We start from the raw sequence: 14,819 nt of genomic DNA, 5'->3' as shown, positions 1-14,819 counted from the left end.
GTGGGCAGGAACGCCCCGTCAGCGGGCGTTGAACTCAAGCCGATTTCTTGGTGCGGGCAGCGCGCGCACGCTCGGCGGCACGCTCCAGGCGGGCAAGACCTTCGCGTGCTTCTTCGGCGGTGACGACCAGCGGCGGCAGAAGGCGGATGACGTTATCGCCGGCCGGCACGCCGAGCAGATGCTCGGCACGGATAGCCTGCAGTAGCTCTGCCTGCGGAATGGCCGCCTTGATGCCGAGCATCAGACCTTCGCCGCGAACGTCCTCGATGATGTCAGGAAAACGATCCTTGAGCGAAGCGAGCCCCTGGCGGAAGACCAGCGAGACATCGCGCACATGCTGCAGGAAGCCTTCGGCAAGCACGATATCGAGAACGGCATTTCCGACCGCCATGGCAAGCGGATTGCCGCCATAGGTCGAGCCGTGGGTGCCCGCCTTCATGCCTGAGGCGGCTTCCGCCGTCGCAAGGCATGCACCGAGCGGGAAGCCACCGCCGATGCCCTTGGCGACAGCCATGATATCAGGCTTGATGCCGGCCCATTCATAGGCGAAAAGCTTGCCAGTGCGACCGACGCCACACTGTACTTCGTCGAGGATCAGCAGCAGGCCGTGTTCGTCGCAGATCTCACGCAGCCCGCGCAGGAATTCGTTGGTGGCCGGACGGATGCCGCCCTCGCCCTGGACCGGCTCGATCAGGATCCCGGCTGTCGCATCCGTGATGGCGGCACGCACGGCATCGAGATCACCGAACTGCACTTGGTCAAAACCCGGTGCCTTAGGCCCGAAGCCCTCGATATATTTCTCCTGGCCGCCGGCGGCGATGGTCGCGATGGTGCGGCCGTGGAAGGCGCCCTCGAAGGTGATGATGTGGAACTTTTCGGGATGCCCCTTGGCGAATTGATAGCGCCGCGCCGTCTTGATGGCGCATTCCAGCGCCTCGGCGCCCGAATTGGTGAAGAATACCTTGTCGGCGAAGGTCGCTTCCGTCAGCCGCTTCGACAGCTTCTCCTGACCGGGCACCTCGTAGAGGTTCGACAGGTGCCAGACCTTGTCGGCCTGTGCCTTCAGCTCGGCGACGAGATGAGGATGGGCGTGACCGAGCGAGTTGACCGCGACGCCGGCCGCGAAATCGAGGTAACGCTCGCCATTTTCGGTGACCAGCCAGACGCCCTCGCCTCGCTCGAACCGTAACGGAGCGCGCATATAGGTGTCATAAAGCGGCGTGGTCTCGGCCATGGCCATATCTCCTGATCACAACTTTAAGGACCGATCGCTTCGATTTGATGAAACGGGTCCGAAAAAATCAAAAATGCCGCCTTGCGGCGGCCCGGGCACTATTGATGTTTTGCATCGCGATGTCAACAAAACTGGCGTTTTAGCAGGTGCGAGATAGCGCTTGCGGGCAAAAGAGATAGGTTCGGCGGCGCCTATTGCAGAAATGCCACGCCTAGGCAGCAAGTTGGGGAAAACCTCGAAATCGATTCCTCAAGATTCTCGCGACTCTTGTCACGGAGTCAGCCTCACACTAGGTTAAAAAGCAATTGCTAGACTGCATGCGGCGGAACTAGTCACCACAATTTTAGAGCGTTTCGCGCCTCGTTCCCATGCGAGGCAATGGTGAGGGATTCTGCCATCGGAAACGCGACAGCGGAGACAGGGCATGAATTGGACAGACGAACGCGTCGAGAAGCTGAAAAAGCTATGGTCCGAAGGGTTGAGCGCCAGCCAGATCGCTGCGCAGCTCGGTGGCGTGAGCCGTAATGCCGTTATCGGCAAGGTGCACCGCCTGAACCTTCCTGGCCGAGCGAAGGCAGGCGGCACGGCAACCGCGGCGCGCACGCCAAAGCGCAGTGCCGCGGCTCCTCGCGCAACGACCTATGGCTCGCGCGTCGCTACCCGCACTGTGGTCGCCCGCCAGCAGGGTGCAACCATGTTGAAGGAAGAGATCGAGATCGATTCCGTCAATGAAATTCAGTATCGCCCGGCATCGAACGTCGTCGTTCCGATCTCCCGCCGCCTCGGCCTGACGGAGCTGACGGAACGCACCTGCAAATGGCCGGTCGGGGACCCGCTGAAGGACGACTTCCACTTCTGCGGCAATGACAGCCCGGATTCGTCGCCCTACTGCACCTATCATCAGCGCATGGCCTACCAGCCGGTGCATGACCGCCGTCGCAACAACGGCTGAAAGTTACCGCAAGACAAAGAGAAACGGGCCCCTCGAGGCCCGTTTTTCTATTTCCGCCGCTATTTAGAGCTTTTCAGGTTTTGACGGAAGCGTATCCGGCGTTGGCGAAGTAGTTGCTGCATTCGCTAGGCTCGATGGTTGTGACGAGGTGTCCGATGTAGCGCCAGGTGTCATCGATGGTTCGCTTCTGAGCCAAGCGCATCCAGTGCTTGATTTTGGCGAAGGCTTGTTCGATCGGATTAAGGTCAGGAGAATAGGGCGGCAGATACCAGAGCCGCGCACCAGCATCACGGATCATCTGCCGGATGGCGACTGATTTATGAGAGCCGAGGTTGTCCATCACGACGATATCGCCAGGTTGGAGCACGGGTAGGAGTTGCTGCTCGACATAGGCTCGAAAGCACTGGCCGTTGATCGGCCCGTCAAAGACACAGGGTGCGGCAAGCCGATCGCAGCGCAACGCGCCGAGGAAGGTCAAGGTGCGCCAGTGGCCGTGCGGGGCGAAGCTGCGCAGACGCTTGCCCCTCGGCCCCCAGCCTCGAAGCGGCGCCATGTTGGTCTTGATCCAGGTTTCATCGATGAAGACCAGCCGCTTTGGATCGAGACCAGTTTGCCAGGACCGCCAGCGCTGTCGCCGCCGCGCAATGTCGGCACGCGCCTGCTCAAGGGCGAATAGTGTTTTTTTTGAACCGTAGCCCCTCGCGTCGCAGGAATTGCCACACGGTGTCGTGGGATACCTTCACCCCTCGTGCGGCCAGCTCTTCCTTCAACCCATGCAGTGACAGATGCGGCGTTTGGCTGATCCGCTCCACGATAAACGCCCGGTACGGCTCCAGAACACGCTTGCGGTGACCGCCCATCTTCCCGGGCGCGACAGAGCCGCTCGAACGATACCGCTGCGACCATTTCACCGCCGAAGACACCGCAATACCGAACCGCGCCGCCACCGACCGGCAACTCTCACCGGCCTCGATCGCATCAACAACACGCTTGCGAAGATCATCGGAAAGGGGTCGAGTCATTCGATGCTGGCCTCCATTCCAGCCAGCATCTTGAATCACAAAACACCCAAAAACGGAATCCCTCCGATTCAGATAAATCGGAAACGCTCTAGTAACACCCGAGCGGCGAGCCGCTCAGGCTTCCATGGAATAGCCCGCGCCGCGAACGGTGCGGATGACATCCTGCATATTGGAGAAATTGAGCGCCTTGCGCAGGCGGCCGACATGGACGTCGACCGTGCGTTCGTCGACGTAAATATCGTGACCCCACACGCCGTCGAGCAGCTGCGAACGCGAGAAGACGCGCCCTGGCGAGGACATCAGGAACTCCAGCAGGCGGAATTCTGTCGGCCCCAGCCGGACTTCGCGGCTCTTGCGATGGACGCGATGGGTTTCGCGGTCCAGCTCGATATCGCCGCAACGCAGCACCGTGGAGAGAACCTCCGGGCGGGCACGCCGCAGCATCGCCTTGACGCGGGCCATCAGCTCCGGCGTCGAGAACGGCTTGACGACGTAATCGTCCGCGCCGGTCGAAAGTCCGCGCACGCGCTCGCTTTCCTCGCCGCGAGCCGTCAGCATGATGATCGGCAAGCGCTCCGTCTCCGGCCGCATACGCAGCCGGCGGCAGAGCTCGATGCCGGACACGCCGGGGAGCATCCAGTCGAGGATCAGGAGATCGGGGATGCGCTCCTGGAGACGCAGCTCGGCCTCATCACCTCTGAGGATCGTGTCGACCTCGAAGCCTTCGGCCTCAAGATTGTAGCGCAGCAGAACGCTAAGCGCTTCCTCGTCTTCTACAACAGCAACTCTCGGAACCATGCGCCTATGGTCTCCTTTCTTCGCTTCCAGATTATTCCGTCACTGCGCCGACGGTGTTGGCGGTATCGTCCTTCGGGCGCTCGCCTTCCGGCTGAGCACCGGTCGCCATGTAATAGATCGTCTCGGCGATGTTGGTGGCATGGTCGCCGATGCGCTCGATGTTCTTGGCGCAGAAGAGAAGATGCGTGCAGGTGGTGATGTTGCGCGGATCTTCCATCATGTAGGTCAGCATCTCGCGGAAGAGCGAGGTGTACATGGCGTCGATTTCCTCGTCGCGTTCGCGGATCGACACGGCCTTATCGGGCGAGCGGGTCGCGTAAACATCAAGAACTTCCTTGAGCTGGCTCAGTGCCAGTTCGGAGAGGTGTTCGATGCCACGAGCGAGACGACGCGGCACGCCCGTGCCCTGAACGGCGATGACGCGCTTTGCGGTATTCTTGCCGAGATCACCGACGCGCTCCAGATCGGAGGCGATGCGGATCGAGCCCATGATTTCGCGCAGGTCCGCTGCCATCGGCTGACGACGAGCGATGGTGACGATCGCCTTGTCACCAACTTCGCGCTCGGCATGGTCGAGAACGACGTCGTCGGAGATGACCTTCTGGGCCAGGGCCGCGTCGCTGTTGACGAGAGCGCGTACGCTGTCGCTAACCATCTGCTCGGCCAGGCCGCCCATTTCGGCAATGCGACGCGTCAGAAACTTCAGGTCTTCGTCATAGGCTGAGAGAATGTGAGTGGAGACCATTTTTCTATCCTCAAGTGAACTGTGTGAAAGGAGCCGCGCGCCTGCCATCATCAACCAAAACGGCCCATGATGTAATCCTGCGTGCGGAAATCGTCGGGATTGGTGAACATCTTATCGGTGTCGTTCTCCTCGACCAGGTGGCCGAGATGGAACATTGCGGTACGCTGCGAGACACGGGCGGCCTGCTGCATGGAATGCGTCACGATGACGATGGTAAAATTCTCCCGAAGCTCGTGGATGAGATCCTCGACCTTGGCGGTTGCGATCGGATCGAGCGCCGAGCACGGCTCATCCATCAGGATCACCTCCGGGCTGACAGCAACGGCGCGCGCGATGCAGAGGCGCTGCTGCTGGCCGCCCGACAGGCTCGTGCCGGCATCATGGAGCCGATCCTTCACCTCACCCCATAGACCGGCCTTCTGCAGACTGGTTTCGACGATATGCTCGAGATCGGCCTTTGAGCGATGCAGGCCATGGATGCGCGGGCCGTAGGCGACGTTCTCGTAGATCGACTTCGGAAACGGGTTGGGCTTCTGGAAGACCATGCCGACGCGGGCGCGCAATTCCACGACATCGATGCTGTCGTCGTAGACATCCTGATCGTCGAGCGTGATCTTGCCGGTGACGCGGCAGGTCTCGATCGTATCGTTCATGCGGTTGAGGCAGCGCAGAAAGGTGGACTTGCCGCAGCCGGAAGGGCCGATCAGAGCCGTGACCGTATTGGCGCGGATCTTCAGATTGACGTCGAAGAGCGCCCGCTTGTCGCCGTAGAACACAGAAACGTCCTGGCCGATCATCTTGTAAGGGATCGTCGTCATCTTCTTGGCCAAGGCTCTTTCGCTGGCAGCTTCCGTCATCATGTTCATTTCGTGCACCCTCCCTTACCAGCGCCGCTCGAAGCGGCGGCGCAGCAGGATGGCGCCGATGTTCATCGCGACGAGGAAGAAGAGGAGCACGATGATGGCGCCGGACGTCCTTTCGACGAAGGCCCGCTCGGCTTCGCTCGCCCACATATAGATCTGCACCGGCAGCGCCGTCGAGGGATCGAGCGGCGATGTCGGATAATTGGCAACGAAGGCGACCATGCCGATCAGAAGCAGTGGCGCGGTCTCTCCGAGCGCATGGGCAAGCCCTAGGATCGTGCCCGTCAGAATGCCAGGCATCGCGAGCGGCAAAACATGATGGAAGACCATCTGCATGCGCGATGCGCCAAGACCGAGCGCGGCGCTACGGATCGACGGCGGCACAGCACGCAAGGCGGAGCGCGTGGCGATGATGATCATCGGCAGCGTCATCAGGCTCAGTACAAGGCCGCCGACCAGCGATGCCGAGCGCGGCAGCCCCATCATGTTGATGAAGACCGAGAGACCCAACAGGCCATAAACGATCGAGGGGACGGCAGCGAGATTGTTGATGTTGACCTCGATCAGATCCGTCAGCCGGTTCTTCGGTGCGAACTCTTCCAGATAGATCGAGGCAGCAACGCCGACCGGCAAGGCAAGTACGAGAACGGTCAGCATCAGGTAGAGCGAGCCGATCAGCGCGACACCAAGCCCGGCCGCTTCGGGGCGGCTCGAATTGCCCGACAGAAAGAGACCGCTGTTGAAGGCCTTATGAAGCGCGCCGCTTTGGCTGAGTTGCTTCATCCATGCGACCTGGCGGTCGGAAATCTTGCGATCCTTCTCGCTGACGGTCAGATCGATCTGCCCCTTGTTGGCGGAATCGATGTTGGCGCTGGCCAGGAATGTGACGTTCTGTGTCGTCCCTATGAGAGAGGAGTTGGCAACGACTCTGTCGCGCAACACGATCCTGGCGCTGTCCGACATCATCGCCATGGCCTCGCGTACAAGCGTGCGATTGGCCGGATCGATGCCAAGCGCTTTCACCAACGCATCGCGCACCAGTACGGGGTAATTGGCAGCGATCAGCACCTTTGGATCGTTCATGCGCTTACCCGTCGGGTCGATTACCTTCTCGCTGAATTCGATCGGCAGGGTGATCGAAGTCTGGACAAAGGCGGTATAGCCTGTGCGGACCACGGTCGAGACCAGGATGATAAGGAAGACGAGACCGAAGATGACGGCGGTCATCCCATAGGCGCGAAAGCGACGCTCGGCGGCATAGCGCCGCTTAATGCCGATATCGCGGTGTACAGACGCACCCGGCGTCAGACCGCGCGGCATGTTGAGCTGAGAGGAAGATACGACGTCGCTCATTCGTATTGCTCCCTGTATCGACGGACAATGTAGAGCGCATAGACGTTGAGGCACAGCGTCAGGCAGAACAGTGTGATGCCGAGGGCGAAGGCGACGAGCGTCTGCGGCGAAGTGAACTCCAGATCGCCGGTCAGCTGATTGACGATCTTCACCGTGACCGTCGTCATCGGTTCGAAGGGATCGAGCTGCATGCGCGCGGCAACGCCTGCGGCCAGTACCACGATCATGGTTTCGCCGATCGCCCGCGACGCGGTCATCAGCAGCGCGCCGACGATGCCCGGAAGAGCCGCCGGCAGGAGCACGCGCTTGACCGTTTCCGACCGCGTGGCACCAAGCCCGAGCGAGCCGTCGCGCAGCGAGCGCGGCACAGCCATGATGATATCATCCGACAGCGACGAAACATAAGGGATGAGCATCACGCCCATGACAAAGCCAGCCGTCAAAACGCTCTGCGCCTCGATGAAGCTTCTGTAGTTTCCGGTCATCAGCCCGTCGATCTCGGCGGAGATATCGCGCAAGAAGGGGCCGACTGTGACAAGGGCGAAGAAGCCGTAGACGATCGTTGGAATGCCGGCCAGAACCTCCAGCATCGGCTTGGCGATGGAACGGACGCGAGCCGAGGCATATTCGGCCATGTAGATCGCCGCAAACAGACCAATGGGCACGGCGAAGAGCATGGCCACAAGCCCGATATAAATCGTGCCTGCCAGGAGCGGGATCAGACCGAAGGTGCCCGAGGTCTGCGCGCCGGCGCCGGTGAAGCGCGGGTCCCAGACGGTACCGAAGAAGAACTCGCTGGCCGGCACCATACTGAAGAAGCGCGCCGCTTCCGAAAGCATGGAAACGACGATGCCGACCGTTGTCAGCACCGCGATGGAGGAGGCAACGATCAGGGCTCCGAGGATGACCTGCTCGACCCGGTTGCGGGCGCGAAAACGCGGCGCAATCGCGTGAAGGCCATGGGCCGCGCAAAGCAACGACAGGACGATCGCCGCCGCCGCCATGACCATGCGGCTCAATTCGCGCATGCCATTATATCTATTCGCGGCCTCGATCATGTAGCCCGTGGGGCGTACGGCGAGTGGAACGCCCTTCTGCGCCAGCAGCAACTGAAGATCGGCCTTGCCGCCATCGACATCGGCAAGCTCCTGGCTATCGAGCATGCGCATGCCGCGGGCGATGCTGCGCACCATGCCGTAGCTGAGATTGAGCTCAGCCGGCGGCAGAGACTGAACCTCCTCGGGAAAGGATTTGGTCACCAGGCGGTCGATGACGATGGGACTGACGATCAGCCAGGCGCAGACGAGCGCCAGGGGCGGAAGTACCGCCCATATGGCGGCATAGGCACCGTGATAGCCGAGCCGGGAGTGCATGGACGAAGACCTGCCACCCGACAGCGCAGCCGCCCTCACCCGCCCCAGCACGAAAGCGGAGGCGCCGAAGACCGACAAGCAGAGCAGCAGCAGCGATACACTCATTCCCATTCCCCGGCGCCCCCCAGGGCAGCGGAAGGCCGCCCCGGTGCCCGACCCTTCAGCAGTCACATGATCTTCCCGCCCGCGAAATCCTTGCGGATCTGGTCGCGTTCAGCATCCGGCGCCGACACGAGGCCATATTCCGCCAGCGGGCCGTCCGGTCCGATCATCTGATCGCTCGTGAAGAAATCGACATATTCCTTGAGCCCCGGGACCACACCCAGATGGGCTTTCTTGACGTAGAAGAACAGCGGCCGCGATACCGGATAGGTGCCATCGGCGATCGTCTGGCCCGAGGGCACGATACCGCTGACGGTAGCGACCTTCAGCTTGTCGGCGTTGTTCTGGAAAAAATACAGGCCGAACACGCCGATGCCATGCTTGTTGGCATTGATGCGGGCCAAGGTCTCGGGATAGTCGCCATCGATATCGACTGCGGCGCCATCCTTGCGCACGGCAATGCATTTCTTCGCCTGCTGAGCGGCATCCGAGAATGCTGCCTTGATGACATCGGCCGCGCCGGAAGCCTTGCAGCCGGCAGCAAGCACCTTCTCTTCAAAAACTTCGCGCGTGCCATGCTTCTCGCCCGGAATATAGGCGGCGATTTCAAAATCCGGCAGCGATGGATTGATCTCAGACCACTTCTTATAAGGATTGGCGACGAGCTTGCCATCGACGACGACCTCGGCAGCAAGCGCCTTGTAGAGATCGACCGGTTCGAACCTGATATCCGGATTGCTTTTGTCGAAAGCAAAGACGATGCCGTCATAGCCGATCTTGACCTGCTGGATGTCAGCGACACCGGCAGCCTTGCAGGCTGCGACTTCGCTGTCCTTGATGGGACGCGACGAATTGGCGATGTCGATCGAATCCGTTCCCACACCCTTGCAGAATTCCTTCAGGCCGGCTCCGGAGCCGCCGGACTCGACCACCGGGGTCTTAAAGTTGGTGAAGGTCTCGCCGAAAGTTTCGGCCACGATCTTGGCATATGGGAATACGGTCGATGAACCGGCGATCTGAATTTGATCGCGAGCGGTTGCAGTGCCGGCAAGGGCAACCGATGCAACCAGCGCAAGAATGGATATTTTCAAAGCATTCACAACGAATCCCCCTGATGAGCTTTGAAGAGCGCCGAGGTGGAGGCCACATCCACTTTTTCAGCAGTCCATTCTTACTGGCGAAAACACCGCCCTTTTATGTCAGGCGAGTGAAACAATTATGACAGGCTATATGCCTGATATAATTTGGATAAATCGCCACCTAAACCGGGGCAGGTAGAGCTTGTCAGAAGCGAACCGTAAAGTCGGTTCCCTTTCCGACTTCCGACTTGACGATCAGTCTGGCGCGATGGCGGGTCAGAATGTGCTTGACGATGGCAAGCCCGAGACCGGTTCCCTTCTTGGACCGGCTATCCTCAACGTTAACGCGATAGAAGCGCTCGGTCAGGCGCGGCACATGTTCTGCGGGTATCCCCGGCCCCTTGTCCGAGACGACGACCTCGACGGCCTGGCCGGCACCGTTCAGCAGCGAAACCTCGACCGACTTGCCTTCCTGGCCGTATTTGCAGGCATTCTCGATCAGGTTTTCGAAGACCTGCACCAGCTCGTCGCGATCGCCCAATACTTCCACCTTGCCCGCCGGCAAATGCAGATTGATGCTGACATCGAGATCCCCGGCCAGCGGCAACAGGGAGTCGCGCACATGGCCGAGCAGGGGCACGAGATCTACCTTCTGATCCGGCGCGATATGCGACTTCAGCTCCAGGCGCGACAGCGACAGGAGGTCGTCGACCAGCCTGCTCATGCGCGTCGTCTGATCGAGCATGATGCCGAGGAAACGCTGCTGCGCCTTCGGATCGGCCTTGGCAGGTCCCTGAATCGTCTCGATGAAGCCTCGCAGCGACGCCAGCGGCGTGCGCAATTCGTGGCTGGCATTGGCGACGAAATCGGAGCGCATGCGGTCGATGTGGCGCAGCTCCGATATGTCGCGGAAGGAGAGCAGGAAGAGCGCATCTTCCTGTCTGTCGATCTCAGGCAGATCAATCGGCGCGATGCGCACGACATAGACCCGTTCCGAAGGCAGGCGCTCGGAATGCTCGATCTGGTTCGGCGTATTGGTCGCGATGGTCTCGCGCACCATGTCGAGCAGACCCGGCGAGCGCAGCTTGGAGGAAATATGTGCGCCGATCGGAAAGGCACCGAAGGCTTTTTCGACGGCCATGTTCTGCACCAGCACTGATGCCTCGCGGTCGATGATCAGCACTGGCATATCGAGTGCCGCCAGTCCAGCAAAGGCGGTGCGCAACAGGGCTTGCGCATCGACGGGCGGCGCCTCGGCCTGTGACGGCACCTCTACCCGCTCGACGAGCGGCGGGCGAAGCAGTGTGACGATCATGACAATCGCCCAGATCCAGAATACGGCGCCGGTATTGATGCCTTCGACCAGGGCGAGTGCGGCAATCAGCGTCGCCAGAACCAGGATGGCGCTCTCCTGCCGCAGCCGAACTGCCAACTTCCTGACAAATGACCATTCGTCTTCCAACTGCGCCGTCCTTCGCCTGCCATCATGGAACGCTGGATTCCGCGTCTTATCTGCGATTCATGACAGAAGTATTCGGCTCTATCCACAGAAGCCAGTAACTGACAAAAATAAATGTAGCCGGCAAAGGAGGGCAGCAGTAAAGGGCTTGAAACTATTGAACAAAAGCTCCAGTTTCCTGGCCAAGCTTTTTTGCCGCTGCCAGCGGTAGGGTTAACGCCGTGTAAACAGCCGAGGAGCCGACATATGGGGGAGAAGACAGAAAGCCGGGCAGTTGAGTTGGATATCCATGGCATCAAGCGCATATTCGATGTCGATGACCCCGTCCTGCCGAGCTGGGTCGAAGACGAGGCGCTGACCTCGGGCGGCTATCCCTACAAGAAGAAGCTGAAGGAAGACGAATATCTCGACGAGCTGAAAACGCTGCAGATCGAACTCATCAAGGTGCAGTTTTGGCTGCAGGCGACCGGCAAGCGAGTGATGGCGCTCTTCGAGGGGCGTGACGCGGCCGGCAAAGGCGGCTCGATCGCCGCAACCTCGGCCCATATGAACCCTCGTCTGGCGCGCGTGGTGGCGCTCACGAAGCCCACGGATCGCGAGGCCGGGCAATGGTATTTTCAGCGCTATGTCGCCCAGTTCCCGACGGCCGGCGAATTCGTGCTCTTCGACCGCTCCTGGTACAACCGCGCCGGCGTCGAGCCGGTCATGGGCTTCTGCACGCCGCAGCAATACGAGCAGTTCCTAAAGCAGGCCCCAAGGATGGAAAAGCTCATCGTCCAGGACGGCATCTACTTCTTCAAATTCTATCTCGATATCGGCCGGGAGATGCAGCTGAAGCGCTTCCACGACCGGCGCCACGATCCGCGCGCCGTCTGGAAACTTTCCTCGATGGATATCGCCGCCCTGCCGAAATGGAAGGACTATAGCGAGAAGCGCGACCGCATGCTGAAGGATACGCATACGGACCACGCACCCTGGACTGTCCTCCGCGCCAACGACAAGCGGCGCGCACGCCTAAATCTTATCCGTCACATTCTGCTGACGCTCGACTATGACGGCAAGGACAAGGAAGCCATCGGCAAGGTCGACGACAAGATTCTCGGCATGGGATCGGATATCCTTGCCTGACGAGGTCGAGGCATCGCCCCGGGGTTATTGCCCGGGCAGGACGCGGATGGCGTAGATATTGATGCCGCGGGCCTTGCCATCGACATCGCTGTTGATCATGAGGCGTCCCGAACCCGTCGGCGCCATGGCGCGATCGAACTTGACCTGGAACAACGAATCCGTTTTTTGCCGGCTGACGGTGAAACGGTGCCGGCCGCAACGACCGAGAGAACCGAAATCGCATTCCACGGTGATCTGCGTCGGCGCATCCGAGGTGGACTGCAATGTCAGCGCGACCGTCGAAGCCTTGCCGGCCATCTGCTGCAACACATTGACGGGCACCTCGACCGAGCCACTGCCGTCCGGACCGCTGCTAAGCGAGGTCAGCCTCACGGCCGGCCCTTCGTTTTCCGATACATTCTCGGCCTTCGATTGCGAGCCGGTCGTCACCTTCGGCGCGTCGGTGGGCTTCAATACCTCCAACCATTCCGCGGAGAAGCTGTTCTGCGGATCGATGGTCGCAAGGCCCGGATTGACCGGACCGCTATTGTCGTCCTGGTCCGAGGTATCGTCATCGTTGCTGTTGCCGCTGAAATCCTGCGAATCGACATGCGCCGGCGGATTGGGCACGCTCGTATCCCTCTGGGATGCAGACATGAGCAAGCCCGAGGTCTTGATCCACCAGGCACCGACGCCGAGGAAGGCCAGCAGAATGCAGAAGACGAGCAGGCGCGAGAAGAACTTGCGCGGCTTGCGGCGCACGGCCGCCCGCTCCGGCTTGAAATTCATCGACCGCGGCGGCGGCGCATCAGCCGTCGGACGCACATCACTGTCCGCCCCGAGATGATCGGCGGGGCCGGCGCGCATATCGCCGAAATCGTCTTCACGTGCAGCCAGCTCGGTCGAGGTCGGCTCGGGCGGAACGGCCGGGCCTGCCGACGTTGGCGGATCGCGTGTTTCTCCGCGCACGCTCATGACGGGCTCCTGCGGTCGTGCCGCTACCTGCCTTGCATCGGACCTGGGTACGGAAGGAGAAACATGCGGAGCATCCAGCTCCGGTGAAACCGGCATCGCCTGCATGGGGCGGGCGCGTTCATCGGCCTCAATCTCGCGGATCGTCGCCTCCAGACGCTGACGCTGGGCGGCAATGACGTTGATATCGGTAATGTCCTGCTTGCGAAGGCCGGCTTCCAGAGCCTGACGCGCCGATTGATAGATGCGAGCGCGAATTTCCGGATTGGCGCGATCAGACCGATCCAAGGCGCTTCTGATAGCCGTTTCTAATCCGCTCACATCCGATCCTTTACGCTCACTCGCAACATACGCGCATACTCTACCGATAAGGCAGCCATATTTTCATCAATCGTTAACCGGATTCGGTAACGCCCCGTTCTGCAATACGCAAGCCTCCGCCTTGGGTTAAGGGCACTCGGGCGGGGATAAACAGCAAAGACGACGCAAATGGGGTGGAGGTGAGGCAGTAGGCGGTGGGCAGTGGGCAGTGGGCAGTGGGCAGTGGGCGAAGGTATCGGACCGGGGCGGTCAAGCGCTATTACTGTTGCCTGTTGCCTACTGCCTACTGCCTTTCCCTGCCTCTTTCACCATCTTCCCCTCTCGATAGACATCTGCTATCCCCTTTGACGTTTTCGTAAACGTCAAAAAGGATGATGTTCATGGCCCTCCCCTCCATCCTGACCGAGCACCTGCGCCTGCCGGTTGTGGCTTCGCCGCTTTTCATCATCTCGCACCCCGCCTTGACGCTCGCGCAATGCAAGGCCGGCGTCGTCGGCTCCTTTCCGGCGCTGAATGCACGCCCGGAAAGCCAGCTCGACGAATGGCTTGCCATGATCACAGAGGACCTTGCCGCACACAATGCCGCAAATCCGGACCGTCCGGCAGCTCCATTTGCGGTCAATCAGATCGTCCATACGTCGAACAAACGCCTCGAGCACGATCTGATGCTTTGCGTGAAATACAAGGTGCCGATCGTCATATCCTCGCTCGGCGCCGTACCCGAGGTGAACGCCGCCGTGCATTCCTATGGTGGCATCGTACTGCATGACATCATCAACAACCGCCATGCCAATTCGGCGATCCGCAAGGGTGCGGACGGGCTGATTGCGGTTGCTGCCGGCGCCGGCGGCCATGCCGGCCAGCTTTCACCCTTCGCGCTAGTGCAGGAAATCCGCGAATGGTTCGATGGGCCGCTGCTCCTGGCCGGCGCCATCGCCACGGGCGGCGCGATCCTGGCGGCGCAGGCTGCTGGAGCTGATCTTGCCTATATCGGCTCGCCGTTCATCGCGACGGAGGAGGCCTGTGCGGTTGACGCCTACAAGCAGGCGATCGTCGAAGGTTCCGCCGCCGATATCGTCTATTCCAATTATTTCACCGGCGTTCACGGCAATTATCTGAAGCCCTCCATTCGCGCAGCCGGCCTCGATCCGGACAATTTGCCCGAGGCCGATCCTTCCAAGATGGATTTCGAGGCCGCCACGACCGGCGTGAAGGCCTGGAAGGATATCTGGGGGTCCGGCCAGGGTATCGGCGCCGTCAAATCCATCCAGCCCGTATCCGCCCTCGTCGACAGGCTTGAGAGAGAATACCGACTGGCACGCGCCCGACTGGCACTTTGATCGGACGCGAAAGGCGGTATTTTTTCACAAGCATCTCGCTTTTTTGCCAATTGGCAATTTGAGCGCTTGAAATCTCGCCACATAGACTGTATCAGCGCC

At 60.6% G+C, this 14,819-nt stretch carries 13 protein-coding genes; 3 read left to right on the top strand and 10 right to left on the bottom strand.

Annotated elements, in window-relative coordinates; all coding sequences use genetic code 11:
* Positions 1–34: 34 nt before the first annotated feature.
* Positions 35–1,234 (bottom strand): aspartate aminotransferase family protein, encoded by a 1,200-nt coding sequence (locus FBZ97_RS24425; RefSeq protein ID WP_113332020.1) that lies wholly within the window; start codon positions 1,232–1,234, stop codon positions 35–37.
* Between the two features lie 424 nt (positions 1,235–1,658).
* Between FBZ97_RS24425 and FBZ97_RS24415 the strand changes: the two genes are divergently transcribed.
* Positions 1,659–2,186 carry a GcrA family cell cycle regulator gene (locus tag FBZ97_RS24415; RefSeq protein ID WP_069611239.1) on the top strand — a complete coding sequence of 176 codons (528 nt, stop codon included), beginning with the start codon at positions 1,659–1,661 and terminating at the stop codon, positions 2,184–2,186.
* Positions 2,187–2,259: 73 nt separating this feature from the next.
* Here the strand turns inward: FBZ97_RS24415 and FBZ97_RS24410 are convergent.
* The 8 genes from FBZ97_RS24410 to phoR form a co-directional block, all read right to left on the bottom strand.
* A protein-coding gene (locus tag FBZ97_RS24410; protein WP_145322369.1) for an IS630 family transposase occupies positions 2,260–3,208 on the bottom strand; the annotation gives its coding sequence in 2 pieces (ribosomal slippage) (positions 2,260–2,871 and positions 2,873–3,208; 948 coding nt in all).
* Positions 3,209–3,322: 114 nt separating this feature from the next.
* Complete coding sequence (phoB, locus tag FBZ97_RS24405; RefSeq protein WP_004128368.1) at positions 3,323–4,006, bottom strand: phosphate regulon transcriptional regulator PhoB; 684 nt, start codon at positions 4,004–4,006, stop codon at positions 3,323–3,325.
* Positions 4,007–4,037: 31 nt separating this feature from the next.
* Positions 4,038–4,751 carry a phosphate signaling complex protein PhoU gene (gene phoU / locus FBZ97_RS24400; RefSeq protein WP_015338719.1) on the bottom strand — a complete coding sequence of 238 codons (714 nt, stop codon included), beginning with the start codon at positions 4,749–4,751 and terminating at the stop codon, positions 4,038–4,040.
* 50 nt (positions 4,752–4,801) lie between these two features.
* Complete coding sequence (pstB, locus tag FBZ97_RS24395) at positions 4,802–5,617, bottom strand: phosphate ABC transporter ATP-binding protein PstB (protein ID WP_113332018.1); 816 nt, start codon at positions 5,615–5,617, stop codon at positions 4,802–4,804.
* 15 nt (positions 5,618–5,632) lie between these two features.
* The gene (gene pstA / locus FBZ97_RS24390) at positions 5,633–6,934 is read right to left on the bottom strand and encodes a phosphate ABC transporter permease PstA (RefSeq protein ID WP_145322767.1); all 1,302 of its coding nucleotides are present in this window, start codon (positions 6,932–6,934) and stop codon (positions 5,633–5,635) included.
* A 29-nt stretch (positions 6,935–6,963) separates the two neighbouring features.
* On the bottom strand, positions 6,964–8,445 hold the full coding sequence (gene pstC, locus FBZ97_RS24385; RefSeq protein WP_145322367.1) for a phosphate ABC transporter permease subunit PstC: 1,482 nt from the start codon (positions 8,443–8,445) through the stop codon (positions 6,964–6,966).
* A 62-nt stretch (positions 8,446–8,507) separates the two neighbouring features.
* The gene (locus tag FBZ97_RS24380; RefSeq protein WP_145322365.1) at positions 8,508–9,542 is read right to left on the bottom strand and encodes a substrate-binding domain-containing protein; all 1,035 of its coding nucleotides are present in this window, start codon (positions 9,540–9,542) and stop codon (positions 8,508–8,510) included.
* A 184-nt stretch (positions 9,543–9,726) separates the two neighbouring features.
* On the bottom strand, positions 9,727–10,953 hold the full coding sequence (phoR, locus tag FBZ97_RS24375; RefSeq protein ID WP_246661836.1) for a phosphate regulon sensor histidine kinase PhoR: 1,227 nt from the start codon (positions 10,951–10,953) through the stop codon (positions 9,727–9,729).
* A gap of 273 nt (positions 10,954–11,226) precedes the next feature.
* Between phoR and ppk2 the strand changes: the two genes are divergently transcribed.
* The gene (ppk2, locus tag FBZ97_RS24370) at positions 11,227–12,108 is read left to right on the top strand and encodes a polyphosphate kinase 2 (protein ID WP_145322361.1); all 882 of its coding nucleotides are present in this window, start codon (positions 11,227–11,229) and stop codon (positions 12,106–12,108) included.
* 24 nt (positions 12,109–12,132) lie between these two features.
* Here ppk2 and FBZ97_RS24365 read toward each other — a convergent pair whose 3' ends face one another.
* Positions 12,133–13,380, bottom strand: a complete 1,248-nt coding sequence (locus tag FBZ97_RS24365) for a hypothetical protein (RefSeq protein ID WP_145322358.1) — start codon at positions 13,378–13,380, stop codon at positions 12,133–12,135.
* Positions 13,381–13,760: 380 nt separating this feature from the next.
* Between FBZ97_RS24365 and FBZ97_RS24360 the strand changes: the two genes are divergently transcribed.
* A complete protein-coding gene (locus tag FBZ97_RS24360; protein WP_145322356.1) occupies positions 13,761–14,720 on the top strand; it encodes a nitronate monooxygenase family protein in 960 nt (319 codons plus the stop codon).
* Positions 14,721–14,819: the final 99 nt, after the last annotated feature.

The sequence above is a fragment of the Rhizobium sp. ERR 942 genome (assembly GCF_007828395.1).
GTDB classification, from domain to species: Bacteria; Pseudomonadota; Alphaproteobacteria; order Rhizobiales; family Rhizobiaceae; genus Rhizobium; species Rhizobium dioscoreae.
Note: the sequence above shows the minus strand (reverse complement) of the source record. Positions and strands in the feature narration are given on the sequence as shown.

What these genes read in the sequence shown, in the direction of transcription:
- FBZ97_RS24425 (WP_113332020.1), bottom strand. Translation starts at nt 1,234, where the DNA reads ATGGCCGAGACCACGCCGCTTTATGACACCTATATGCGCGCTCCGTTA.
- FBZ97_RS24415 (WP_069611239.1), top strand. Translation starts at nt 1,659, where the DNA reads ATGAATTGGACAGACGAACGCGTCGAGAAGCTGAAAAAGCTATGGTCC.
- phoB (WP_004128368.1), bottom strand. Translation starts at nt 4,006, where the DNA reads ATGGTTCCGAGAGTTGCTGTTGTAGAAGACGAGGAAGCGCTTAGCGTT.
- phoU (WP_015338719.1), bottom strand. Translation starts at nt 4,751, where the DNA reads ATGGTCTCCACTCACATTCTCTCAGCCTATGACGAAGACCTGAAGTTT.
- pstB (WP_113332018.1), bottom strand. Translation starts at nt 5,617, where the DNA reads ATGAACATGATGACGGAAGCTGCCAGCGAAAGAGCCTTGGCCAAGAAG.
- pstA (WP_145322767.1), bottom strand. Translation starts at nt 6,934, where the DNA reads ATGCCGCGCGGTCTGACGCCGGGTGCGTCTGTACACCGCGATATCGGC.
- pstC (WP_145322367.1), bottom strand. Translation starts at nt 8,445, where the DNA reads ATGAGTGTATCGCTGCTGCTGCTCTGCTTGTCGGTCTTCGGCGCCTCC.
- ppk2 (WP_145322361.1), top strand. Translation starts at nt 11,227, where the DNA reads ATGGGGGAGAAGACAGAAAGCCGGGCAGTTGAGTTGGATATCCATGGC.
- FBZ97_RS24360 (WP_145322356.1), top strand. Translation starts at nt 13,761, where the DNA reads ATGGCCCTCCCCTCCATCCTGACCGAGCACCTGCGCCTGCCGGTTGTG.